The sequence below is a fragment of the Moorena sp. SIO4E2 genome (assembly GCF_010671945.1).
Classification (GTDB): domain Bacteria; phylum Cyanobacteriota; class Cyanobacteriia; order Cyanobacteriales; family Coleofasciculaceae; genus Moorena; species Moorena producens.
On the sequence record NZ_JAAHIE010000058.1, the window covers coordinates 1 to 23727 of the forward strand.

The following is a 23727-nucleotide window of genomic DNA, read 5'->3' on the forward strand; positions in this document are numbered from 1 at the left end:
TATTGGTAAAAAATCCAGTTATTTCTTCTTGCTTCGCATAGCCCGTCACACCAATCACAAACTGCCGAAAGGCATTGTTGCTCACTCCCCGTGCTAAAGCAGAAAGAGAGTCGATGGCAATGCGAGAGGGTTTAAATTCAGCAATTTCTGTTTTTATCCGTTGTAAGTGGTCTTCTAACCCCGCTGATTCTGGATAAGAACAAAGAATTTTTAATAAACCCTTTTGTTCCATTTCCTCAAAATTAATGCCCCAAGACGATGCATTACGAGATAGCTGAGCCCGAGATTCTTCGTAAGCAAACAAAATCGCGCGATCACCTTGTATGCAAGCATTTTGGATAAACTTGCTCACTAACAAGGTTTTGCCAGTACCTGTGGCACCCGTTGCCAGGATAATGGAATCCTTAAAGAAACCACCACCACACATAACATCAAGAGTGTTGATTCCGGAAGACACTCTGGCCATGGAAGACCGTTGAGTCAGTCGCATTGCTCCTAAGGGGAAGATATTGATCCCTTGATCCGTAATCGTAAAGGGGTATTCTCCTTTCATATGGGTGGTACCCCGCAGCTTGAGAATTTCTATAGTGCGGCGTCGGCGTTCCCCTTCCAGAACATTACGGACAATGACCACATTATCCGAGACAAACTCTTCCACCCCGAATCTAGCTACTGGTCCATACTCTTCAACTCGCTCTGTAGTCATAATGGTGGTTACGCCAATGCTTTTCAGGCGTGCCACTAGGCGAAAAATTTCTCGACGTACCACAGAAGCAGCATCGTACTGCTGAAATATGGCAGTGATTGAGTCAATGGAAACTCGCTTGGCTTTGTATTTGTGAATGGCGTACTGAATACGCTCGATCAGGGCAGACAGGTCGAAGTTGCCGACAATGTCCTGTCCTTCTGGATCCGGGGAAGCATCCAGAATAAATAGCTTGCCTTCATTAACTAGTTTATTTAGCTCCCAACCAAAGCTTGATGCATTTTTGCTGATATCTGTGGGTGATTCTTCAAATGTAACAAACACACCAGCTTCATCAAAATTGCTAATGCCGTTGTAGAGAAATTGAACGGCTAATAGAGTTTTTCCAGTGCCAGACGTTCCACTGACCAGGGTGGTTCTACCAGATGGTAAACCCCCATGAGAGATTTCATCGAAGCCTTCGATCATTGTCCGTATTTTCTGGACACCGACCGTTGTTACTGAGTTTTGATATAGTTCATTTTGATTAAATTGATTCATATTGGTCTTAAGTAAATGTTCTTAATCAAAAAAAAGTTTAATGGTGTTGCTGACTTGCTAAATCTTGACTATTAATCTAAAATGGTATAAGATATTTAGAAATCCAAATCTCCTTCACGGAGTTCTTCATAGAGCAAATCTAAGCCGATCAAGACTTTTTCTCGATCCGAGAGATCCCCAATGATTTTTCGCACAGGAGGCGGTAAAACTTTTGCCAAGGTTGGTGTTGCCAAAATTTTATCTTCCTCAGCTAGTTGGGGGCTCTTGAGAACATCAATTACTTTGAGAGCGTAAACCCCTTGGAATTCCTGTTCGAGAATAGTTTTCAGTGTTCTCAAAGCCCTGACGGAGTTGGGGGTGTTCCCAGCTACATAAAGCTTGAGAACATAAGTTTTTTTATAGGAACTCATAGGCTCTTAAGTTTAGGAGAAGATGGGTTAAAGGTCAATACAAGGGATCAAGGAACTCAAGGAAACGGTTTTTTAGGAGAGCCTCCCATCAAGCTTACTACTCAATGTTGATCCGATTATGCTGATCTTACAGTTCTCTGGGGATGGAGCGGCGATACATTTCACCTAAGTGAGCAATCACGTCGATTAACGTCAGGCGATAATCCAGCAGTATATCCTCTCTACGCCCTTCCAGCTGCAACTGTTTGGAAAATTCATCCATCAGTTCCATATGAATTTCCACAATCTTAGATATAGAAATATCCGCAAAAAACACTTGTTCTACAAAATGATCGATGTCTTGGTTTAGGGTATCTCCCGGTGCAAAGTACTGTAGAACAATTTGACGATACTGTGATCTTAAGTGTTCTAACAGCTCATCCCTGTCGTTGAGAGATAGATTACGAAAAAAAAGCCGAGGATTTCTCTTGTAGTACACACCAAGGTATCCAAGTCTTTCCCTGAGCTTTTCAGCTAACCGATGCTGCTGCTTACTCAAGAAACTGTAATTAGCTACTGCGAGGTTAGGATAAACTGGGCCAGATGACCTGGGTAAGTTACAGGCGGGAGCTAGGGACAAAAACTCTGTCATCGCCTGTTGGATGAAATCGCCAATCTCAGGTAATTGGTGAATACTAAGTTCGACTTCTGCCGGATGGAACAGATGAGCGCTAGACCTAGCGGTGAATTTATCCGTCGTCTGGTTAGAAGCCAGCTGTTGATTGCTGTCAACCCTAGGGGGGATTTCTGGGGAGTCCGACCGCAAAAATACTGCAGGTAAGGTGGTTCCTTGCAGGTACAAGTAGTGGATCACCTTGGGAAGTGTGTCGGTATCCTGCAATACCAAACAATCAAGATCCTGTTTATGTTGCTCAACCACCTCGAAAAATTCAGATTCGGAGCTAGTAGAGTGTATAATATACTGCTCGCTACCCAAAACCTGAGAAAGGGATTGAGCTAGGGAATCAGAACTGATCAGCGTACATATGGTTAGTTGGGAAAGCAACACAACAGGTCTGGAATAACAAACTGGTTACTCTTACTATATAAGAGTCCTTAAACCAGTAAAATTTTAACATTTTTTTTAACAATGAGCTTAATATAAATTAAATTGAATTGAAACAGTCTGATAATTGAAATTAATTTTGATTTCGCGCCTCACTATATGCCCAGTGTTGAGCAGTATATTGAAAAGTACTTGCTCTTCAAGCATTAGGGGATCGCCCATGCCCTGTTGGGTTTGAGTGAATTCCTTTGTTGCTACTTTAGGAGGATGTGTTGCTACTGTAGGGCTCAACCGCTGTTGAAGCTAGATTGGTTATGTCGATGCCTACTCCCAGTATCCAAAAATTTGCCGAGCTAGTTCCTATTTGTCAAAGGACTTCTGATTTGGCTACTATTCTTGATATTTTTCATGCTTCAAGGCATGACTCGATTGTGGTAGTCAGCGAACAGCAATATCCTGTGGGAGTGGTTAACCTAAGGCAGATCATGCCTCACCTGCTCTCATACGCTAAGGTAGGTAGCTCAGGAGCAACAATGACAACTGGTTTTCTTCACAAACCACTATCTTGGATACAGCCAAACATCATTGAACCCATAACCATCCTACCAGGTAAGCTGAGTCTAAACCAATTCTGGTACTACCTACAAGACCATGGAAGTAGGGAGGGGGGGTTAGGGGAGTTGGGCAGAAACTGGGATAGAGAATTTAACCAATTCCCCATCCCAGATCAGGAACACTGGGCATTAGTAGATGGGGACCAGAAATTTATCGGACTCCTTAACAGTTGCCTGCTGTTAAAATTCTTAGCATCCACATTCACCCAACAACGTTCTGAATCGATAGTAAAGCGTACTCAACCCAAGGGACTGAACCCTAATCCCCTCAGGACTCACCACCCACACTATGGATTAACAGCCAAGAGTTCTTGGGCCAATTCCCTAGGATTATCATCTCGAATCAACTCAGGACTGAAAACTCAGGAAGAAGCCCTAACTTACAGTGCCCAGTTCAAGGGCATGAAACCCTTAGTGCAACTGTTAGAACAACTGCCATTACCCCTAAGCATACAAACCTCGACGGGAAAAGTTTTAGTTGAGAATCTGACCTGGCGTGAGCAGATTGAGACATCATCCGAGGGGACTCCGGGAAATAGTAGCACCACAGGCACTAAGAATACTACCTCTGCTATGAAAAACCCTGGAGCTAGGGAAAAGATACCCTACCGTTCTTCTTACAATCGTCTCTTATCTAATCATGTACCGAGGGAAGTCAGTAAGGAAGGTTTGAAGCAATCGATGGAAGAGCCTAGGACATCGTTAGACTTCCAGTGGCGTCAGCCTGATACCCAGAATTCCCCAACCTTCCATAACCAATCTGCTCCTCGATCTCCAGGACAATGGCCATTATCTGTGGGCAATGTTTGTGACCAGGGAGACAAAACATCTGAACAAGCTGCTGTTGGGCAATACTGTGCTCTTGATACTCCCTATCAAGCAGCAACCACTATTCACGAGCGCGTGCTGCTCTTTTCACCACCAGTCAAGAAAACCGGGGCAAACCATACCCCCTGCCAGGAAACCGCTGCGCCAACTGATCCAACTCTTTCAAACAGCCAGGAGCGGGTATTCTCGTTTGTCAAAATTCCTCTGTCACCTGCTATCGCTGCTCTTTGGGAAGGAGGACTAGAAACTGACAGTTGCGAGCCTAAGGTAGCTTTTAACTATTCCCCATCTCCAATATCTCGGTCTGAGTCACCTAACTCTCAATTGTACCTAGTGTTGGCTCAAGATACCACAGAGCAACGACTCTTTGCCCAAGAACTGGCAGCAAAAAATGCTGATTTAGTGCAACTAAACCGACTCAAAGATGAGTTTTTAGCTTGTATTAGCCATGAACTGAAAACACCTATAACTGCGATTTTGGGTTTGTCAACTTTGTTGAAAGACCAAGCCCTAGGGGAACTCAATCAACGTCAATCCCGTTATGCGCAGTTAATTTATCAGAGTGGGCGTAAGCTAATGACCGTGGTCAACGATATTCTCGATTTGACCCGTATGGAGACTGGTCAACTGAAACTTACCCTCGAACCGGTGCCAATTCGGACTGTATGCGATCGCGCTTATGACCAGGCTCGCTCTGAAATAGACTCAAAACACTCGGAGGACAACAATCGAGATTATCCCACAAAATTCACCCTAGAGATTGAAGCAAGTTTAGAGATGCTGATTGCTGACGAGTTGCGTTTACGGCAAATGTTGGCCCATCTGTTTTCTAATGCCCTTAAGTTTACCGATGGCAGTGGTGAAATTGGTCTGAAGGTCAATTGGTGGCAAGGTTGGATTGCTTTCACGGTCTGGGACACTGGCATTGGTATTCCTGCTGATAAACAGCACTTGATCTTTCAGAAATTCCAACAGCTGGAAAAGCCTCTGACTCGTAGCTTTGAGGGGACGGGTCTGGGATTAGTCTTAACACAACATCTAGCTCACTTGCATGGTGGAGATGTCTCGTTTATTTCCAAGGCAGGGCTCGGTAGTCAGTTTACCTTACTCTTCCCCCCCTGTCCTCCCCACGCTTCATCTGATCAATTGGACAATTGGGATGAGCAACTATCAGAGATTGCCCCTACGGCAAGGTCTCACCCCCCATCTTCGACGCCCAACCGTTTAGTGTTAATTGTGGAAGCTGTACCTCGTTACCTGGAAGGATTGACGGAACAGCTCAAGAGTTTAGGCTATTGGGTGGTGGTTGCCCGCTCTGGTACGGAAGCAATCGAAAAAGCCCGTCGTCTACAACCCTATGCTATTTTACTCAATCCCCTACTACCAAAACTTTCTGGTTGGGATGTCCTAACACTGCTAAAGTCCGATGCCCAAACTAATCACATCCCGGTTTTGGTAACAGCCACCCAGGCCGAAAAACAGCAGGCCACCCACAACAAAGCTGATGGTTTCTTAAGTCTGCCAGTACAAGAGGAAGCATTACGAGAAAACCTGTCTCGGCTGGCTAAAGATGAGAGTAATACCAGTAGTGTGCTAACGATTCTCTATCTCAATCCTGGTGATGGGCGAAAAGGCTATTCTGTAGAGTCCTACCAGAACCCTGACTCGTCTGCACTGACTTATGAGTTAACTTCACTATTGAGTCTAGAAAACTTAGACCTCAATTATCGGGTACTCGAAGCCGATGATTTCGATCAAGCTGAGTTATTGAGCCGGGTTTGGAATCCAGATGTGATTGTATTAAATGGTGCTCGACTGATAAACCCTTTAATCTACTTGAATCAGTTTTCATCATATCCTTGCTTGAGTACTTTACCACTAGTAACCCTGGATCACCAAACTACAGAAGCTGCTAATCAAGTAACTGGTCTTTCGGTCTATCCCTGTTTAGCACCAAATAATCAACAAAAGATGGCTGCCATACTGCAAGTCATTCAAGTGGCAGCTGGAATCAGTTGCAAGCCTACCATTTTAGTGATGGACACGGGGGAGCAGAGGACAAAGTTTAGGGGTAATCCGTTACAGGTTAACAGGTTGAACCTTGAATCCTCTCACTTATCCTACGGGTTGTCAATGGCCGGAAAATCATCAACATCTTGGCTACAGGCACTGATTCAATACTTACAAACTGCTGGTTATTGCAGCTTAGTGGCCTGTTCTTGGGCAGAAGTATACCGTCAAATTCAGGGAAAAAGTGTGGACTTGCTGCTGATTCGATTAACAGATCTCACTAATCCTTCAGAACATTCGAAAGGATTGATAACTCTTGCTCAATTGCCAGAGCGACCACCCATTCTGGTTTTGGATCATCGATTAGAGGCTAAGCAGCACGATCCAGTAATCCAGAGTAGTAACAGTAGTAACTCGAATTCTCAGTTGGAGTTGCTGCTTGAGAAAATTGCTACTCAGATTGTACACTGGCATTCTCAGTCAATGACCCAGTTATTGAAACAGATTAAGCAGCTCATGAACCCAACCCTTTAAAGGGGTGGGATGCAAGTCGGTCATATTGTCCGACACCGTGATTGTCCATCCAGTCTTGGAGACACTTGTTGCGAACAAAGCCAGCCGTGGGGATCATAAAGCCAATGATGCCAAACTGTTTTGTTGAACCTTCCTCTTTTGGATTCAAGTACAAACAACAGCAATTCCTAACTATCTGATCAGTTTATTATACCATAAGGATGCCCTTCGCCCAATTTATAGCGTTGATCGCAGTTATGAGGTACAGTCTTTTTTGACGTTGATTCCCTGTTTTGATGCAGCGCATTCCTATTCCCTATTCCCTATTCCCTATTCCCTCTTCCCTCTTCTCTCTTCAGGTGATCCGCTGTTCCGGTGATCCGCTGTTCCCTAAAATCCCGAAATTTTGTACCTCATAGCTATGATAATTGCTATATTGGTTGGTTGCAATTGAGCCCACGGCAAATCAACGATTATGGCGTGAGCCTTCTTTCGAAATTCAAGCTAATATGGAGAAGACACCTCCTATCCAGCCAAAGTTATTTGGATTTATCTCACGTTTACCTTAGCATTTATATTTAATCATAGTTAATATTTGTGGCTAATTAATATCGTAATGTTTAATTAGTTTTACTAAAAATAATTAAACGAAAAACAGGACAAGGTTAAAACGTAATAACAAGCATAAAAATAAATATGAAAACGGCAAACCAACAAACTGTTTACGGTTAACAAAAGGATGATTAAATAGTAAGATTACCAAAAATAAGTGCCAACAATAGTATTGCTTATGGTTAATGAATGGAGCGGTCGCTTAATCTGAGTTGCTAGAAAGTATTTACGTTAATTTAAATAGTAAGTAAGAGTAAGTAAGTTTTTTAAAGGAGGTAGACCATGAAACGTCTTGTGGTATGTTGTGATGGAACATGGCAAGAGTTATCAAGTACTTACCCAAGCAATGTGGTTAAGATTTCTCAGGCAGTTAAAGCATTGGGTAGTCACGGAGTTCTACAAATCGTATTCTACGATGAGGGAATTGGCACAGAAGACTCTCTGAAGAGCAAGCTTTTCGGTGGCGCTTTTGGCAGAGGGATTGATACCAATATCCAGGATGCTTATCGCTTTCTTTGCCTGAACTACATCCCTGGTGACGAAATCTACCTATTCGGTTTCAGCCGTGGGGCTTATACAGTGCGCAGTCTAGCTGGAATGATTTATAAATCAGGCTTGCTATCCCGCTCCGAGATCCGTAAAGCTCCGGAAGCCTACGAAATGTACCGCTCTCGGGATATCAAGCCCAATCACCAACAAATGGTAGAATTCCGCAAAAAATACGGAGAAAGTGTCCCCATTACCTTGCTTGGCTGCTGGGACACGGTTGGTTCCCTTGGTATCCCTAATTTATCCCCCTTTTTGTGGTTTGACAAAAGGTTTAACAAGAGGTACAGATTCCACGATACCTCTTTGAGTCCGATTATTGAGCATGGGTTGCACGCTGTATCCATTGATGAGCAGCGCAAAGTCTTTGACGTGACGCCAATGGACAAAAGCCACCTTTCCCAGACCCAGGTTGTTCGTGAAGTATGGTTTCCAGGGGTTCACGGCTCCGTCGGTGGTGGCTCCCAGGAGCAGAGCGGCTTGTCCGACGGCGCACTGCAGTGGATGATGGACTCAATCGGCAAGATCGGTCTTGGTCTTGAGTTTGACCCAAGGGCAATTCCTACTGGTATCAACCTTGATTATGATATTGATTTCAACAATGCTCTGGGTCTATTCAAGTTCACAGGGCGCAAGCTACGGGAGATTTCGGATAACTTTGATGACCTTCACCAGAGTGTAATAGAACGCTGGATGAAGCGGCCTGATTATCGACCGAGGAATCTGGCTGACAAGCACGGCCCCAGACTAAATCAACTATTACAACTTAAGCAACAGAAGTAAAATAATGATGTCAATTTTGGTTGACTAGTCAACAGCTAATAATTAGTAATTTGTTATTTGAATAAAATTGTGAAGTATGAAGTATGAAGTGTGAAGTGTGAAGTGTGACAACTAAAATTTTAGTTTTTAATTTTAGATTTATCAACAAAAACTTGTTTGGAAACGCGAATGAGTTTATAGGGACCAAGACTAGCTAAGGTAGTATATTGCTCAGGTTTTAGCTTGGCTTTCTTTAGCCTTTTATTCCTAGCTAACATCAAAACGGAGGGAGGTGAAGGCTGAGTCACTGCTATTTCTTTCATGTAATTTCGTGCTTTTTTACCTTTGCTCATGTAGGTGACGGGTTGCTGGGTGTAAAAAACCACACTGGGTTTTTTGAAACCAATCATAATCAATTCTTCTGACGATTGCTTTTCTTGAACAGCAATGGCAGATAATTGCCGTAGGGGTAATTGACGCACTTGATCCACTAACAAGAAAGTAGGGGTCAACACGAAAATAAGAAAGGCTAAAAATCCCACTAGGTTGACTATCCATAGCCCAAACAACCAACGTCGCCAGAGCAACAGTGCTGCTACAATAGCAGTTATACTCCAAATAATACCTCCCCTCACCATTAAGCCGGATTCTTGCAACTGCTCCGGTAAGTCTGGTGCTGCTGGTCCACTACCGATATATTCGGGAGCAAAAAAAATGGCAGTGGCAAGGGCAATTAACAACAAGAGGTTAAATAGGCTACTGAGTAGCATGGATCGGGAAAGGGGCACACGGGCAGACCAGGAAAGGGTACTAGTATGGGTGAGTTGGTCACTCCACAATAAAGCCAAAAGAATGGCGGCAGCTGGAATTAGGGGTAGCACATAGCTGGGTAGTTTAGTGGCAGCAATGGTAAAAAAGCCGAAAATCCCTACAAACCAGAACAGAGCAAATAAACCCAAATGAGTAGAACGGGGTGAGTTACTCCACCGCACCCGCCGCCAAAATTTTAGTCGTGCGATCGCAAACGGCAAGTAGCTCGACCAAGGGGCAAAAGCTACTAGTACTACTGGAAAATAAAAATACCAAGGCCCAGCGTGGCGGTTAACGGTGCGAGTAAAGCGTTGAATATTGTGATATCCAAAAAACGAGTCGATATAGGCTTGCCCATTGGCTAGGGTTACTAATAGATACCAAGGTAGTGTCAGAGCCAAAATAATCACAATGCCTCTAAATAAGCACATTTCCTGCAATACTTCCCTGCCATTGCCCAGGTAAAGCAGAAAACCACCAATAATTAGTGTGGGTAGAACGATACCGACTGGTCCTTTGGTAAGGATAGCTAGAGCAATTAGCACATAACAGGCTAGGTACCAACGGCAAGGGTATTTGTGAGGGGGTGAGGGGCTTTTAGCAACAGTTTTTTCGCTGCTTCCGAGCTCCTGTGCTCCTGTGCTCCTCTGGTTTCGATGGGCATACCCTAGAAAAAAACTTAGTAATGCACCCCCTACACAGCCGCTGAGTAGCATATCTGAGACACCGGTTCTTGCCCAGATAATGGTTTGAAGATTCACTGCCATCAGGGTTGAACCAATCCAGGCACAGATCCACAACTGCCGCTGGGGATAGGAAGGGTTGATTTTGCTATCCCTGTGCTGACTAGAATCTACATCAGGGGTAAAGGCAGCAGGACGGGAAATTCCATAATATCGTAGGGTGTAAAAGCCTAATCCAGTTAATGCGATCGCACTCAAGGCTGACGGCAGTCTTACTGCCCATTCATTCACCCCAATCAACCGGTAACCAATTGCCATCAACCAGTAGATTAGGGGGGGTTTATCAAAGCGAGTCTCACCATTGAAATAAGGGGTAATCCAGTCACCTGTCACCGTCATCTGGCGAGCGGCCTCAGCAAACAAGGGTTCAGTTTCATCTACTAAACCGATGTTGCCCAAATTCCACAAAAAAGCTAGCCAGCTGATCAGGAGTAACCACAGAATAGAAAGTGTCCAGATGGTGGTGGGATGCTGTTGCCAAGATTGCCACCAATTTTTAAACCTATTAGCTAATGTAAACTTCATCAATGGGCTAGGGTGTGATTGAGGTCTAGCAGGCTATCATTATTCCAAAAACGGATAGCATGGTCTACACGTGTGTTATTCTTATTTCAACGAGTGTAGTAGATGCAGAATACCCGTCTTAATAATTTAGTTGATTTTTTATGGACGCGGCTGGGGCTATGGTTTGCTAATCCCTGGCGACGCCTGTCGATGGTCCTGATTAGCTTTCTGTTTGGCTTCTTGGTAGGACAAGCCCTGTGTACTACAGCAGGAACTGGCCAGGAATGGATACTATCTGGGATGTTGATTGTTTTTACAGAAGCAGTTAACCGGTTGATTTATAGCGGTAAATTTCCAAAAGGCCAATTAAATCAAACCGTTGACCGGGTTTCATGGTTGGCAGATGTAGTCAATGCTTTTAAAATTGGTCTGGTATACAGTATGTATTTAGAAGCCTTCAAGCTTGGCTCTTAAAATAGTAATCAGTTACTAATGAGTTAGTAATCACTGCTGAGTAATTACTGCTGAATCCTAACAAGGGAGACGTCTGATGCAACTACTGACCGAGAAACGATAAATGACAAGTGACACCAAGAGCGTTGGTCAAATTCTCGAGCAGTGGGTATCAGGACAAACACCCAATCCCCTTGAATCTCAGCAACTCTTGGCTGAGGAACTGGCTGATCACCTAAAGGCAAAGGCGTTTGGCATCACAGAGGATAATGGTGAACAGGTAATCCAAGCGCGATCGCATTTGTTTGAGATAGTCTACCCAGATATTCTCCGTCTACCGTATTTTGAAACTACTCCTGAAACACAGCAAAAGACTCTCTTATGCCTCTGGAACCTCTGGCTTCCTTTAGCCATGGAGTTGGTATCCTGTCGTAAACAGCTGGGACGTCCTTTGATTCAGGGCATATTAGGAGGGCAGGGCACCGGGAAAACCACTCTAGCGGCAGTCTTAAGTGTGATTCTCCACAAATTAGGCGATGGACTTCGTCCCGCTTTCAGCGAACGCACTCTCAGCCTGTCTATCGATGACCTCTACAAAACCTACAAGGAGCGACAACAGCTTCAAGAACAAGACCGCAGGCTGATCTGGCGTGGTCCCCCTGGAACTCATGATGTTGAGCTGGGTTTACAGCTATTAGACCAATTACGATCCCCTTCCCCTACCGCAGAAATCCTCGTGCCTCGGTTTGATAAATCAGCTTTTGGGGGGGCTGGAGACCGAATCACTCCAGAGGTGGTCGAAAGTATTGATATTGTATTGTTTGAAGGGTGGTTTGTTGGGGTTCGACCCATTGAGCCAGAAGCGTTTGATGGCTCTGTTCCAGAACCGATTCATACCTTGGAAGACCGAGAGTTTGCTCGGGATATGAATCAGCAACTGAGGCTTTATGTACCCCTGTGGGAACGATTAGACCGATTGATGGTACTCTACCCTACTGACTACCGCCTCAGTCAGCAATGGCGACTACAGGCAGAGAAACAGATGATTGCTCAGGGTAAGTCAGGGATGGAAGATTCACAAATTAGAGATTTTGTCAACTATTTTTGGAAAGCTCTCCATCCAGAATTATTTATTACACCCCTGACTCGAAACCCAAATCTAGTAGACTTGGTGGTTGAAATTAATCCTGACCACACACCTGGTGTGATTTATTCACCAGGGGATGCTGATTAGGATAAAATCAACGTAAGCATATGCGCGTAGCGCACGCTGCTTGAGGTGCTATCAGCCCTTAGGCGTCAGCTAATCAACGGGAGGTAGTAAACAAGCACCGGGATTGCTGGTACGGCTGGTTGAAAATCCCTGCTCGTTTGACTGATCTGACCCCATGCACTTCTCGTGCCAGAGTAATATAGAGGCAATAGTCAACATCGCTTGATAATTGATGGCATATTTCTCATAACGAGTTGCGATTCGTCGATTTTGCTTGAGGCGATTAATAAGTCGTTCGACTCGATTTCGTTCTCGTTTGCAGACCCCGATTGAAGCGTTCTCGTTTTTTCTCATTGCTTTTCGGGGGGAATAATAGGGGTTGCTCCCTGAAAACGCAGTTTTTCTCTAATTGCTTGACTACTGTAAGCTTTATCACCTAAAAAGTAGCGAAATCGACTTTTTGGTCTTCGAAGTCCAATTCCTTTGACTTTTCCTCCAGTCAGTAAGTCATCAAAAGCAATGGTGTCATGACTACAAGCTGATGTTAGGACAAAAACCATTGGTTTTCCAAACCCTTCAGCTCGCTTTGTGGACTTTTGTAGAGAAACCTCCAAGTGCTACGCCGCTTAGCTTGGTTTTGTTGCCCTCTTTTGCGACCGCCGCATGTTGATGTGCTCTGACTACGGTACTGTCGGCAAAATGGACTTCCCAATCAATCAGCCCAACGGCTACAGCTTTTTGTTGAAGACCTGCCCAAATTTGATCCCAAATACCAGGTTTTCGCCATCGGTAGAACCGACTGGAGACTGTACTGTGAATTCCGTAATCCGGAGGTAAATCTCTCCAGGGTGCGCCTGTTCTCAAGATCGGTGAGAATCCCATTAATGATGGAACGATTGTCATGTGCTGGTTTTCCAGTCCGGAGACGAAACCTTAGATAGGGTCGCCTTTATGGGCGACAGGCTATGGGTAAAAGGGTTAAAACTTATTGATTAAGGCGACCCTATCTTACGGTAACTTCGTTCCCAAGCTTTTTGAGGTGGTAATAAGGGCGCTTTGCTTTTCCCACTGTTCGTCGGTTAACTCGCCTCTGTTAGCAATCTCCATTCGTTTTTGTGCTACTTCCGTGCGTCTTTTTACCAAAAATTTTGGGTAATCGCGCCCCGTCCTTATAGGAGACGCGCGCCTCAGAGTTAAGAAGCATTTATTGGGAGCAGGCTATGAGCAAAAGGGTTAAAACTTATTAATTAAGGCTTCTTAACTCTTACGGTAACTTCTAGAGACGGCTTTCTTTTTAAGTGAAAACTTGACAGTTTTCGCACTGCGTGTTATTAAAAATCTCAACAAGAAACCAAAAACTAGATAAATACTATCTAATGATAAGTAGACAACGTAAAAAATATGTATCAGATACATATTGCGTAATTTGGTAAGCACGACTTAAGCGATGCAGAGGTGCGACCCGTGGCGAATTTAATTACGGGTCAAGCGCACCATTACGGTCTTGGGGAGGCAGCGCGGTCTTGGGGGTCTCCCCGGAGACGAAACCTTAGACAGGCTCGCCTTTATGGTTGGTAGGTTATGCAAAAAAGGGTTAAAACTTATTGATTAAGGCTCAACTGTCTTACGGTAACTTCAAACCATGAGCGACTGCCGTGGTTTCCCCCACTCGCTATTGCATCAAGACAACGTCTATGAAAAAAAATTAGATAAAAAAAGTATCTATCTATATGTAAAAAAAAGGTAAGGTACGGTGGGGCATACTGGAACCTGGATCGTTGATCCGTTCGCGTAGCGTCGGCTTGGCCGTAGGCCACGCCAAAGGCGAACGCCGATACCCTTGCGGAGAATCGACCTCTACTCTTCCTGACTCCGGCAAGGTTCACGCAAGTTGGCTCTATGAAACAAGAATCCCCGTCCATAAGCGGGCGGGGAGTGTCAATTAGCATACAACAGTTTGCAGACACGCCCTAGATATAAAGCCAGCTTGGGCTATATTTGGGCTTGATTTTGGCTAAAGTACCATTAGTTGAAATCATGTTTTTTCTGACTGCTATAGATAAAAATAAATCTTTTAACTGTTGATCTAAGAAAGATTTATGGTCAAGTTGAGCAAAACGTTTGCTTAGGGTCGGGCTTTGCCCAAATTCCCTTCCTTATGCTCGCGTTCGCTTTTAGCGGCTCCAAAGGAGCATCGCAAATCTCTCTAACCTAAATTATTGGGTTTGCAGACACGCCCTAGAGAAATACAGCGGTTTGCACTTCAATTAGGTACAAATTTATGGGTTTTTAGGGAGCAGGGACTTCGGAGCAGGGACTTCGGAGCAGGGACTTCGGAAGAGGAAAGAAGGAGAAAATCCTGTGTACTTGATAGTTATGCAAACCGCCGTATGTAAAAAATCAAAATACGCCTGATTCACAATTCCGCTTCGCTCCAATGCCCAAGATATCCTTCCCAGAGACGAAACCGATAGTAGTGGTCGCCTTTATGGTTAAAGATGAAACCTTAGACAGGCTCGCCTTTATGGTCGGCAGGTTATGAATAAAAAGGTTAAAAATTGTGTAATAAGGCGAGCCTGTCTTACGGTAACTCCCAAGGCAGGCTATGCAGAAAAAGGTTAAAACTTGAGGCGCGACCCCGTAATTTAATTCTTCAAGGGGAAAGCGGGCCTCCATTGATTAAGGCGACCCTATCCTTACGGTAACTTCAAGACGCTCACTAAGCACGGGTAGAGCGCGGGGCTGTCGCCATCAGCTCATGGCCAATTTTCTTTCTTGGGCAGACTGTTTTGGCTACTGTTGATGATTCTATCTATTCCTCTTGTTGTATTCATAAAATATAGTCATAAACAAACATCTGTGCTAATCTCTCACAAGGGAGGTAATTAGCACAGATGCGACTCAAAGACTATGCCAAACACATGGCAGTAAGCTACCAGACGGCTTGGAGATGGTGGAAGGCAGGTAAGTTGCCTCATCCAGCATTCCAAACCGAAAGTGGCTCAGTCATCGTTGAGTACTTCCATCAACAGAAAACCCAGCCATCAAACACCAAACGAGTTGCTATCTATGGGCGAGTCTGATCTGCTGAGCATAAGTCAGACGTTGAGCTTCAAGTTGAACGTCTTCAACAGTATGCGATCGCTAAAGGTTACACGATTGTCAAAATTATCAAAGAAGTAGGAAGTGGACTCAACGATAATCGTAAACAATTAGCCACTCTTATGCATTCTGATGGCTACGACATTTTACTAGTAGAGCATAAAGACAGCCTGGCTAGATTCGGCATCAATTACTTGGAGATTATGCTGTATCGTTTAGGTATTCAGTTAGAAATTGTCAACCAAGTAGATAAGGGTAAAGACGAGTTGATGCAGGATTTGATTGCTATTATCAAGTCATTCTCTGCTAGGTTGTACAGGCAAGATCATGCTAAGAAAAAGATCGAAAAAATTATCGCTGAACTCCAAGCTGATGGCGGCGACGAGTACCAGTTAGAACCAAACCCATAAAACCTAGGGAAAACACCGACATCGTAGCTGGCTCTGGTACATCAACAGGGGGCTTGTCTCCCGGCTCACCAGCCACTAATTTAACCTGATACGCTAGTCGAGATTGTGTGGGCCGATTCTCAACTGACATGGTCATAGTTGATTGACCAGTGAGGGTGAAAGCACCTGAAACGTTACTGATGTGTAAATACTGTGCATCAAAAAAACCGCAATCATTAGGATTACTACAAACACTGGATGCGTCAGGAAGACTAGCAGACATGGCACTATCGGTTAACATCAAGTTGCTCAGTACAATGCTGCTGTTATTCTTACGAGCACTAGTCCGTAGAAACAAATCTGAGAAGTTATCCTCTGTAACTGTAGACGAAAGAACCACGTCACCAACGGTATAGGTGAGTTGAGAAATACCATCGAACTCCAGTAAGAAATCAACCGCTTCACCACTGACCCAATTAAATTATTTCTGATCTAAGTTAGTAAAACCACCACTAGCGTTAACCTTGTGGATATCTAGCTCAAAAGTGTTTCCTCCTATTGTTCCAGACCCAAAACGACTCTTGGCAGACAGGAAGATGTCGGGATCTAGGTTCTGGAACTCTGTTTCAGTCAGATTACCACCAATCGTAAACGCACTGGCTCCAAAGGGAGTAAAAGCTAGTCCTAGTGCTGACACTCCCAAACTTAATAGTAAATTACGAGTCATCATTATTTCTCTTGCCTATATGGAGTATTAGTTGTTATTGCAGTAACAACTGATCAAAGTATCGAGACTGAGTGTTTGCGATCGCGTAGCGGCTCTGTTCGCGTAGCGTGGCCTTTGGCCTTAAGAGCCTCGCGTTTGCTTTCTATCCGTATTTCTGTATTAACGTTCTATCTGTATTAACTTTATTGAAATCTGTATTAATAGTTGACGAAGATCGACCCTACCTGCCACGACCTTTGGACAAAAAGCTGATATCCAACAAAGCTAGCGCCCTAACAAACCTTAGGTGCGCTTTCCGCTCTTTGTGCCCTTGACCCATTAAGAATTAAATTCGCCACGGGTCGCACCTGTAGTTGCTGCTGGTTCTGGGACTTGAGCCGATTCAGGGTCAGAGTCAAGAGTTGACCAAAGTACTCGATCACCGAAACAAGGGGGCTCGGGGGATGGGAAGCCCTTACCTTTAGGTATAGGGAGGGATAATCCCCCGCAGCCAGCTGATGGGTTCAATACCCTTGAAGTTGGCTAATAAATCTTTCGGAATATCCAGAATTTTGATGTAGAATAAAAATAGACTCAAATGCACTCTTACACTCTACTTTAGGCTTTGCCGACCCTACGGGAAGGTCGTAAACGGCGCGCCAGTGTAGGTTAGTATCGGCGAGTGGTACCCTTGCTAGAAGTATTGGGGCTGTCTAAAGACGAAACCGATGGATAGGGTCGCCTTTATAGTCGGCAGGCTAAGTAGAAAAGGGTTAAAACTCATGGAATAAGGCGACCCTATCCTTACGGTAACTTTAAAGAAATGACTCGGTTGTAGAAGCGGCGGAGATGTCCGTAGAGTAAGCCAGCCTTGAGGTTCGGCACTTAACCCTTAGGTTCAATCAATCGGGAATCTGGGCGCGTTAAGTCTGCGCTTAGCTACTGAAACCAACACCCTTGCTTTGTCCGGGAAAGCCCCCGGCTTACAGCTGTGGGGAAGCTTACAAAAAAGCCCTTCTTGGTACAAAACTTGGGCTAATTCTTGCCCAAAGCCCCTGCCGCTGCTACTACTAGCGTAGCCCTAAGTCTAGTTATCCTGGTAGTGCAGCCAATATTCCTGCACTAGGGTTCACAACTGAATTACAATTGCTATAGTGATTGTTGCGATTTTTGAAACCCTTGGACTTGGATTCACCTCGGATTTGAGATAAGGGCTAATAATTCGGTATGATAGACGGTTTAGCAAGATTCCGAAACAGGACTATTACATATAGTTGCTGTGTAAGGCGCAGATTTGTTTCCAAATGCCTATTGATTCTTGTCGGCTTACTGAGCTGCTGGTATCTACTGGGAACACCATCAGCATTAGCAAGTTTCGATGATGACAGCTTTGATGGTAATATTTTTGCTCTGTATGCTGGTAATGGCTCTATAGTCCCACCACGAATTACCTTAGAAGATTCTTTGCGCAGGAAAAAGCCAGCTTTGTTGGTGTTCTACTTAGATGACAGTAGGGATTGCAAGCTATATTCTGTCACTATCTCTAAGTTACAGGAGCCTTATGGTAGGGCCGCGAGTTTTATTCCAGTCAACATCGACACTTTGTTACCCGACGCTACCTATACACCCACAGAAGCGGGATACTACTACCAAGATTTAATTCCCCAGACAGTAATGATTGACCAAAAGGCAGAGGTAGTACTCAATGAAATTGGACAAGTTGCTTATGAACAGATAGATGATGTGTTTCGGGAAGTGTTTAACTTACTGCCCCGTTCAGAATCCGTGGAGTTAAAGCTGCGCACTGTCAATGATATTAATGCTCAGTTAACATCAGAGTGATTTAATTTGCCTACTGGTTAGACATCCATCCGATGAAACTCCAACAACTTAACATGAAGACAATTGTTTTAGTCATCAGTGAACTGCCATTGCCGTTTACCCTATTTTTTGGTCACGTTTACGGGTTAAGCTATTTGTAAGTACAGTTAACATCCGTGCTGATGTCCAAGGTTTACAGCACACAGGAGCTAATCAAAATTTTGGCTCAAGAGCGTCGTTCGTGCATGAATGGGCAACGTCTTAATCTGGCAGCTTCGGTGTCTGGCAACCCTGTGATTGATCGCTTTCTGAAACCGGAGGGAATTCAAAAGTTCAGTGCTTATAACGACTTTAAAGCCGCAGTTCACAGCTACCAACGGCAACACCAAGTTTCAGGCATTATTTGGCGCGAACTGACTATGAAAGGAAAGACTCTACGTTATCCTGCTATTGACGAGCAGTTAGCCGCCCTAGAGAGTGACCTGAAAATCCTCAAAGCTGCCAAAGCTGACCTCTTAGAGTTTTGGTATACAGGCATCCAAGGTATGGACTTATACCTAAGTATTAATTTTGGTAAAGACTATCAAAAAATTATGCCCAATGATGTAAAAGAGGTCGCCCATAAAACGGAATGGGCAAATCTCTATGAATATAAGAATTACAACTTTTGGGAAATTATATTGCAGCTAGGTTGGGGGAAACCTGAGGAAGCATCCTATAAACGGGGATGGCCGACATCAGGAAGTGAGTACATTCATGCAGTTAATCCAGGCAAGTGCCCAATTTGTTGACCGCTATCGCCAGGTCGATGGGTTGTGGGTGCATAAAGCAGTATTATAAATATACTAGGAGCGGTCAAACATGAAAGAACAAACTATTAATCAAGTTATTGATCAACAAATAGAAGAATTGGACTATTCAATTCGACAGGAATTAACCAAGCTTGGCAATCAAGCCGCAAAGATGGGTTTAATTGGGGGACATGGTTATTACTTAGGAAGGTACGAAATTCTATGCAAAGGTCAAATCTTCACTCTTTCACCAGAAGAAGCTTACTCTTACCTAAAAAAATTGGTAGCACAACACCAAAGGTAATTGGGAAACTATGAATTGTGAAGGATGAAGGATGAGTTTTCATAATTCATCCTTCATCCTTTGTGATTACCAGCGTGCCTGGGAACCAGACCAAATGTGTTCTACTGATTCACCATAAACCATAGGTTCATCCTCAAAGGTAAGAGCAGTGTAACCACTGGGTTCAACAGACCACATTGGCCAATACTCATTGCCCAACTCACCAGCCTGAAATAGCACTTGATCTGGATTAGCTTGACTCCAGCCTAGCAACAGTGCGTTAGTATAATGAATGCGCTCAGGAGCCAAGGTGGTCACAGTATTTTGGTTGCGATCCCAAATTACTGCGTAATCAGAAGCATCTGACGTATTAAAAAAACCTTCAAATTGCCGCCCTAGAAGGCGATCGCTTGACTCTGTCCAAGACACGGGAATCAGAATAGCGATTGCGCCGCTTAATTTATCATCATTATTAAGGCGCGCGTTCCAATGGGCAGGTAAACTGCCCTTGGGTCGCGCCTGATGGTTAGCTAAGGGAGAAGATGCAGTTATGATGCGCAAATCTCCAGTCTGCAAATTTTCTAGAAACATCACACTACTGATGCGGCTGCGGTACAGTTCTGGCTGTCCTTGTAGTTGAATGCGACTATAGGCAGCATACTTGCCATCAGGAGAAACTAGTGATTGGCTGCGATAGTACCTAAACCCAAAACTCTGATTAGCAACCAGTTCAGCGTGGGTTTCCAAGACCCAATTCCAAGGAATAGGATAAGGACTGTTGAGCGGGTCACTCTGAACGTATGGTTCGGTTAGATCAGGTTTGATAGCTTCTGTTACTTCCCTTAAAGGCTGGGAAGATAGCACCGATGATTGACTGGCTAGGAAGGATTCATTAGCCTTGGCTTTCTCAGCAAATAGGCTAGATGTTATCAACATCAAAGTTGCTAACAATAGTCCTAGTGGTTGATTTTTAAGCCATCCTGATAAACTCAATTGCCTTTTCAACATTGATTAGTCTTTCAGTTACTAATTAGCGTTTCTAGTTAGAGGAGCAACCCCAAGAAATTAGAATATAGTTCCTTAACTTTAGGTTTAAAAGGTTAAAAAGTGATCAACTACCCCGTCCGAACCTGCATTACGAACGGGTTTTTTTACACTTCGGCTCAGTCAGTTACCTAAACCCTCGACTATCAAGCTACCGAAAGCAGACAAATAAAATAAGCCAGGGAAAAATAAAAAATTAACACTCTTTCCTTCCCCTAAGAGGTCTTGGCTGAAGTGGGTAGCCCTCACACAAAAGTTGTCAGGCTTGACATTGGAATTAACTGGTTGGTTTGGAGGTTTTAGTGTTATGATAGCCATGTGGAATTCAACCTTGTTTTTTTGAATTCTTCTATAATGTAAAATACCTGCGCTTGACCCCTAACGGAGTACAATTGGAGCATCCTGCCTCATTATGTAGAAGGAGATCTAACAAAATTCGGTGTGACTCAACCCGCTACTTCCAACACCAATACCAGACCTGAAACCTCAATAAGTATACTGAACTGCCTACTAATCTTAATTTTCAGGCTACTACTGCTAGGCGTAGGGAGTGGCTTGGCCGTGATATTTGGCATTGTTGTTGCCAATGCTTACCCTAACCCGAATCCAGAAAAACCCCTGATCTTAAAATTACTGGAGCATCTGGATAACAAGGGAGAATCAACGTTTTTCAATTTTAGTTCAATTCGGGAACCAACGGAAGCCAATCCACTAAAACAATTGACACCAGTTCAAAGAGTCCAGCTCAAAGCTCAACTAAGTGAGTTAGACAAGCGAATGAAGAGATTGAGTGAGGACGTGACAATGTTGGAAACTCAGTTGGGAACCTCGGGAGGGAATGAATCTCTTGAAAGGCGCATCCAAGCGATCACTTTGCTTCTGAAGGAACCATCGACTCCAAGTAGCAATGCTCCATTAGTTGGTAATAGCAATGGCAATCGACTAGCTGCCTTGGCTGCCGACAAGTTGAAAGTCACGTTGCCCAGTGATATTTTATTTGAGGAAAGTAAAAGTACGTTACGTCCAGAAGCAGGTTTGATCCTAGACAAAATTGTCACAGATTTGCAAGCCTATCCCAGTAGTACAATCCGAATTGCTATCCACACCGACAACCCCCGCGAAGCCAAAGAGAATCGAAACCTTTCATTTGAGCGTGCTAAAGCAGTTCAGCAGTATCTTAGTAGCGCTTTAGACGATTCATACCGTTGGCTGATTATTGGCTACGGAGAAACTCGTCCTCTGGTCGCTAATGATACTGAGGTTAATCAGCAACGCAATCGTAGGGTGGAAATTGCTGTGGATTAGTCATTAGTCAGAAGCTTATTTGGTTATTTGCTTGAAAGTTATTTGGTTGTTTCCCTTGGGCGTCCGGTGTAGGGTAGGTTGAAGATTAGAGCCTTAACAACTCAAAGCTGGATGTATAACTGGCAAGCTGTAACCTTTAACCTGAAACCAGCTAACCTGAAACCAGCTAACCTGAAACCAGCTAACCTGAAACCTGAAACCAGCTAACCTGAAACCTGAAACCAGCTAACCTGAAACCTGAAACCAGCTAACCTGAAACCAGCTAACCTGAAACCTGAAACCAGCTAACCTGAAACCAGCTAACCTGAAACCAGCTAACCTGAAACCAGCTAACCTGAAACCAGCTAACCTTGGCCAAAAGGCCACGCTACGCGAACAACCCATTAGTTATTGGTAATTTCTAGATGCGAGTTGTATTCTTTGGTACTCCCCAATTTGCTCTACCTTGTTTGGAAGGTTTGTTGAACCATCCTGAATTTGAGGTGGTGGGTGTGGTGACTCAGCCAGATAAGCGTCGAGGACGTGGTAACCAGCTGATTCCTTCCCCAGTGAAATCAATAGCATTAGCACATAAACTACCAGTTTGGCAACCGCAGCGCCTGAAAAAGCATAGGGAAACCCTAACTCAGCTAAGGCAGGTAAAGGCTGATGCTTTTGTGGTGGTTGCCTATGGGCAGATTCTCTCCCAAGAGATTCTGGATATGCCTACGGCAGGTTGTATCAATGTACATGGCTCAATTTTGCCTAAGTATAGGGGAGCAGCTCCGATCCAGTGGTGTCTTTATAATGGTGAAGCCCAAACTGGCATCACAACGATGTTGATGGATGCTGGAATGGATACTGGAGCAATGCTCTTGAAAGCATATACACCAATTAGACTATTGGATAATGCCCAGGATTTGGCACAAACTCTGAGCAATTTGGGAGCTGATTTGTTGATTGAAACCCTCCTCAAGCAAGAGTTACAGGAAATCCAACCAATTCCTCAAGATGACTCATTGGCTACCTATGCACCACTGATTCAAAAGTCAGATTATGGCCTAGATTGGTCACGCTCTAACTTGGAGTTACACAATCAGATCCGGGGATTTTTCCCGAACTGCGTCACCTCATTTCGGGGTAAATCTCTGAAAATCAGTGCCACTGTTCCCTTAGATTCCGCTTACTTATCCGAGTTGCCTTCACAGTTAAAAATGCGATCGCAGGAGTGGTCTACTCTTGATGTTGGTTCAGGTCGTCCTGGAGAAGTTGTAAAGATTGCCAAGACAATCGGTCCAATTATTCAAACTGGAAAGGGAATGTTGTTGTTGCAGCAAGTGCAATTAGCTGGCAAACGTGCTCAATCTGCTTGGGATTTTGCCAATGGTATGCGTTTAGAAGTAGGAGAAGTTCTAGGTAATAGTTAGTTAGTGAGTTTCAGTGTTCAAGGGTTCGTAAAAGCGGCAAGAATCACAGGGTCCGTCTGGATTGACAGCACAACGAATCAATTCAGAGTGAGCATTGAAATAGCAGCTGGCATCCCCAATCACCCAACGCCCCTGGAGCAGGCTTTTTTCACTAGGGTGTCCAAAAGACTGCACATACAGAGCAATTTTATGCAAACGATAGCGCCCTGACTTAAGACAGTAGCGGTGGCGGCGCTCTAAAACTGTGTAGGTTTTACCTTTAAAGTCGAGATAGTTACCGGGTTGAGGTATCCAATCCAGTTGAACATTGCCAATGGTCTGACGTGGGTGCGTCAAAATTAACTCCGTGGGTAGAGAATCAGGCTCCATAGTGCTTATTGTCATTCACGCTACAGTTGAATGGTATCGCAGGCTGTGGGCTGACTATCTAGCCCAACAGAATTCTATAGCAGAAGTCATTTGTCAGAAGTCATTTGTCAGAAGTCAAACTCTTGCGCTTCTTGATGCAGTCGCTCATGGGGGAAACCCCCAAGACCGCGCTGCATCGCTTACAAAGGGTGTGAGACTTTTG

The 23727-nt window shown here is 44.2% G+C and carries 21 protein-coding genes and 3 pseudogenes; 12 read left to right on the top strand and 12 right to left on the bottom strand.

Annotated features, from left to right (window positions below; genetic code table 11):
• From kaiC to F6K37_RS09390, 3 genes are all read right to left on the bottom strand, one after another.
• Positions 1-1246 (bottom strand): circadian clock protein KaiC (kaiC, locus tag F6K37_RS09380; RefSeq protein ID WP_287249720.1); only part of this gene is annotated, 1246 nt, incomplete at its 3' end.
• Positions 1247-1341: 95 nt separating this feature from the next.
• Complete coding sequence (gene kaiB / locus F6K37_RS09385; RefSeq protein WP_008182352.1) at positions 1342-1656, bottom strand: circadian clock protein KaiB; 315 nt, start codon at positions 1654-1656, stop codon at positions 1342-1344.
• A 127-nt stretch (positions 1657-1783) separates the two neighbouring features.
• On the bottom strand, positions 1784-2704 hold the full coding sequence (locus F6K37_RS09390; RefSeq protein WP_008182350.1) for a circadian clock protein KaiA: 921 nt from the start codon (positions 2702-2704) through the stop codon (positions 1784-1786).
• A 317-nt stretch (positions 2705-3021) separates the two neighbouring features.
• Between F6K37_RS09390 and F6K37_RS09395 the strand changes: the two genes are divergently transcribed.
• Together F6K37_RS09395 and F6K37_RS09400 are read left to right on the top strand one after the other, a co-directional pair.
• The gene (locus F6K37_RS09395; protein ID WP_008182345.1) at positions 3022-6687 is read left to right on the top strand and encodes an ATP-binding protein; all 3666 of its coding nucleotides are present in this window, start codon (positions 3022-3024) and stop codon (positions 6685-6687) included.
• An 873-nt stretch (positions 6688-7560) separates the two neighbouring features.
• On the top strand, positions 7561-8607 hold the full coding sequence (locus F6K37_RS09400; protein ID WP_008182343.1) for a T6SS phospholipase effector Tle1-like catalytic domain-containing protein: 1047 nt from the start codon (positions 7561-7563) through the stop codon (positions 8605-8607).
• 119 nt (positions 8608-8726) lie between these two features.
• Here the strand turns inward: F6K37_RS09400 and F6K37_RS09405 are convergent, their stop codons facing one another.
• Entirely contained in the window at positions 8727-10664 is a 1938-nt protein-coding gene (locus F6K37_RS09405; protein ID WP_287249724.1) for an ArnT family glycosyltransferase, read from the bottom strand.
• A 102-nt stretch (positions 10665-10766) separates the two neighbouring features.
• On the opposite strand from F6K37_RS09405, the gene F6K37_RS09410 reads away from it, so the two are divergent.
• Entirely contained in the window at positions 10767-11117 is a 351-nt protein-coding gene (locus tag F6K37_RS09410) for a DUF565 domain-containing protein (RefSeq protein ID WP_008182338.1), read from the top strand.
• A 103-nt stretch (positions 11118-11220) separates the two neighbouring features.
• Positions 11221-12330 (top strand): glycerate kinase, encoded by a 1110-nt coding sequence (locus tag F6K37_RS09415; RefSeq protein WP_287249727.1) that lies wholly within the window; start codon positions 11221-11223, stop codon positions 12328-12330.
• Between the two features lie 69 nt (positions 12331-12399).
• Here the strand turns inward: F6K37_RS09415 and F6K37_RS09420 are convergent, their stop codons facing one another.
• The 3 genes from F6K37_RS09420 to F6K37_RS09430 are packed head-to-tail and all read right to left on the bottom strand — an operon-like array spanning position 12400 to position 13191.
• Positions 12400-12663 (bottom strand): transposase, encoded by a 264-nt coding sequence (locus F6K37_RS09420; RefSeq protein WP_008182334.1) that lies wholly within the window; start codon positions 12661-12663, stop codon positions 12400-12402.
• The gene (locus F6K37_RS09425; protein WP_008182333.1) at positions 12660-12869 is read right to left on the bottom strand and encodes a transposase; all 210 of its coding nucleotides are present in this window, start codon (positions 12867-12869) and stop codon (positions 12660-12662) included. The genes F6K37_RS09420 and F6K37_RS09425 overlap by 4 nt, the downstream gene beginning before the upstream one ends.
• A 16-nt stretch (positions 12870-12885) precedes the next feature.
• Positions 12886-13191, bottom strand: a complete 306-nt coding sequence (locus tag F6K37_RS09430; RefSeq protein ID WP_287249731.1) for a transposase — start codon at positions 13189-13191, stop codon at positions 12886-12888.
• Between the two features lie 2012 nt (positions 13192-15203).
• On the opposite strand from F6K37_RS09430, the gene F6K37_RS09435 reads away from it, so the two are divergent.
• Both F6K37_RS09435 and F6K37_RS09440 read left to right on the top strand, forming a co-directional pair.
• Complete coding sequence (locus F6K37_RS09435) at positions 15204-15392, top strand: hypothetical protein (protein WP_008182324.1); 189 nt, start codon at positions 15204-15206, stop codon at positions 15390-15392.
• Positions 15393-15404: 12 nt separating this feature from the next.
• Positions 15405-15821, top strand: a pseudogene (locus tag F6K37_RS09440) (IS607 family transposase); the annotation flags it as partial.
• Here F6K37_RS09440 and F6K37_RS44575 read toward each other — a convergent pair.
• The 3 genes and pseudogenes from F6K37_RS44575 to F6K37_RS09450 all read right to left on the bottom strand — a co-directional run bounded on the left by F6K37_RS44575 (position 15763) and on the right by F6K37_RS09450 (position 16530).
• A complete protein-coding gene (locus tag F6K37_RS44575; protein WP_324293467.1) occupies positions 15763-15897 on the bottom strand; it encodes a PEP-CTERM sorting domain-containing protein in 135 nt (44 codons plus the stop codon). The pseudogene F6K37_RS09440 and the gene F6K37_RS44575 sit on opposite strands and share 59 nt — an antisense overlap.
• 12 nt (positions 15898-15909) lie before the next feature.
• A pseudogene (locus F6K37_RS44580) lies at positions 15910-16269 on the bottom strand (choice-of-anchor W domain-containing protein); the annotation flags it as partial.
• 12 nt (positions 16270-16281) lie between these two features.
• The gene (locus F6K37_RS09450; RefSeq protein WP_143764203.1) at positions 16282-16530 is read right to left on the bottom strand and encodes a hypothetical protein; all 249 of its coding nucleotides are present in this window, start codon (positions 16528-16530) and stop codon (positions 16282-16284) included.
• A 1287-nt stretch (positions 16531-17817) separates the two neighbouring features.
• Here F6K37_RS09450 and F6K37_RS09455 point away from each other — a divergent pair.
• From F6K37_RS09455 to F6K37_RS09465, 3 genes are all read left to right on the top strand, one after another.
• Positions 17818-18348, top strand: coding sequence for a thylakoid membrane photosystem I accumulation factor (locus F6K37_RS09455; RefSeq protein WP_008182315.1), 531 nt, complete (start codon positions 17818-17820; stop codon positions 18346-18348).
• Positions 18349-18509: 161 nt separating this feature from the next.
• Complete coding sequence (locus tag F6K37_RS09460; protein WP_008182313.1) at positions 18510-19118, top strand: hypothetical protein; 609 nt, start codon at positions 18510-18512, stop codon at positions 19116-19118.
• Between the two features lie 70 nt (positions 19119-19188).
• Positions 19189-19422 (top strand): hypothetical protein, encoded by a 234-nt coding sequence (locus F6K37_RS09465; protein WP_008182312.1) that lies wholly within the window; start codon positions 19189-19191, stop codon positions 19420-19422.
• 66 nt (positions 19423-19488) lie between these two features.
• Here F6K37_RS09465 and F6K37_RS09470 read toward each other — a convergent pair whose 3' ends face one another.
• Positions 19489-20409, bottom strand: a complete 921-nt coding sequence (locus F6K37_RS09470; protein ID WP_008182310.1) for a hypothetical protein — start codon at positions 20407-20409, stop codon at positions 19489-19491.
• A 597-nt stretch (positions 20410-21006) separates the two neighbouring features.
• On the opposite strand from F6K37_RS09470, the gene F6K37_RS09475 reads away from it, so the two are divergent.
• Complete coding sequence (locus tag F6K37_RS09475; RefSeq protein WP_229414431.1) at positions 21007-21750, top strand: OmpA family protein; 744 nt, start codon at positions 21007-21009, stop codon at positions 21748-21750.
• Between the two features lie 404 nt (positions 21751-22154).
• Positions 22155-23156 (top strand): methionyl-tRNA formyltransferase, encoded by a 1002-nt coding sequence (fmt, locus tag F6K37_RS09480; RefSeq protein ID WP_008182301.1) that lies wholly within the window; start codon positions 22155-22157, stop codon positions 23154-23156.
• On the opposite strand, the gene F6K37_RS09485 is transcribed toward fmt, so the two are convergent.
• On the bottom strand, positions 23157-23525 hold the full coding sequence (locus F6K37_RS09485) for a DUF6464 family protein (protein ID WP_008182299.1): 369 nt from the start codon (positions 23523-23525) through the stop codon (positions 23157-23159).
• 1 nt (position 23526) lies between these two features.
• On the opposite strand from F6K37_RS09485, the pseudogene F6K37_RS09490 reads away from it, so the two are divergent.
• Positions 23527-23727: pseudogene (locus F6K37_RS09490) on the top strand (hypothetical protein); the annotation flags it as partial.

Bases quoted from the DNA above. Each gene is read 5' to 3' on its own strand.
- F6K37_RS09395 (WP_008182345.1), top strand. From the start codon at position 3,022: ATGCCTACTCCCAGTATCCAAAAATTTGCCGAGCTAGTTCCTATTTGT.
- fmt (WP_008182301.1), top strand. From the start codon at position 22,155: ATGCGAGTTGTATTCTTTGGTACTCCCCAATTTGCTCTACCTTGTTTG.
- F6K37_RS09450 (WP_143764203.1), bottom strand. From the start codon at position 16,530: ATGATGACTCGTAATTTACTATTAAGTTTGGGAGTGTCAGCACTAGGA.
- F6K37_RS09400 (WP_008182343.1), top strand. From the start codon at position 7,561: ATGAAACGTCTTGTGGTATGTTGTGATGGAACATGGCAAGAGTTATCA.
- F6K37_RS09420 (WP_008182334.1), bottom strand. From the start codon at position 12,663: ATGAGAAAAAACGAGAACGCTTCAATCGGGGTCTGCAAACGAGAACGA.
- F6K37_RS09435 (WP_008182324.1), top strand. From the start codon at position 15,204: ATGCGACTCAAAGACTATGCCAAACACATGGCAGTAAGCTACCAGACG.
- F6K37_RS09410 (WP_008182338.1), top strand. From the start codon at position 10,767: ATGCAGAATACCCGTCTTAATAATTTAGTTGATTTTTTATGGACGCGG.
- F6K37_RS09405 (WP_287249724.1), bottom strand. From the start codon at position 10,664: ATGAAGTTTACATTAGCTAATAGGTTTAAAAATTGGTGGCAATCTTGG.
- F6K37_RS09470 (WP_008182310.1), bottom strand. From the start codon at position 20,409: ATGTTGAAAAGGCAATTGAGTTTATCAGGATGGCTTAAAAATCAACCA.
- F6K37_RS09485 (WP_008182299.1), bottom strand. From the start codon at position 23,525: ATGGAGCCTGATTCTCTACCCACGGAGTTAATTTTGACGCACCCACGT.
- F6K37_RS09465 (WP_008182312.1), top strand. From the start codon at position 19,189: ATGAAAGAACAAACTATTAATCAAGTTATTGATCAACAAATAGAAGAA.
- kaiB (WP_008182352.1), bottom strand. From the start codon at position 1,656: ATGAGTTCCTATAAAAAAACTTATGTTCTCAAGCTTTATGTAGCTGGG.
- F6K37_RS09415 (WP_287249727.1), top strand. From the start codon at position 11,221: ATGACAAGTGACACCAAGAGCGTTGGTCAAATTCTCGAGCAGTGGGTA.
- F6K37_RS09425 (WP_008182333.1), bottom strand. From the start codon at position 12,869: ATGGTTTTTGTCCTAACATCAGCTTGTAGTCATGACACCATTGCTTTT.
- F6K37_RS09430 (WP_287249731.1), bottom strand. From the start codon at position 13,191: ATGGGATTCTCACCGATCTTGAGAACAGGCGCACCCTGGAGAGATTTA.
- F6K37_RS09460 (WP_008182313.1), top strand. From the start codon at position 18,510: ATGTCCAAGGTTTACAGCACACAGGAGCTAATCAAAATTTTGGCTCAA.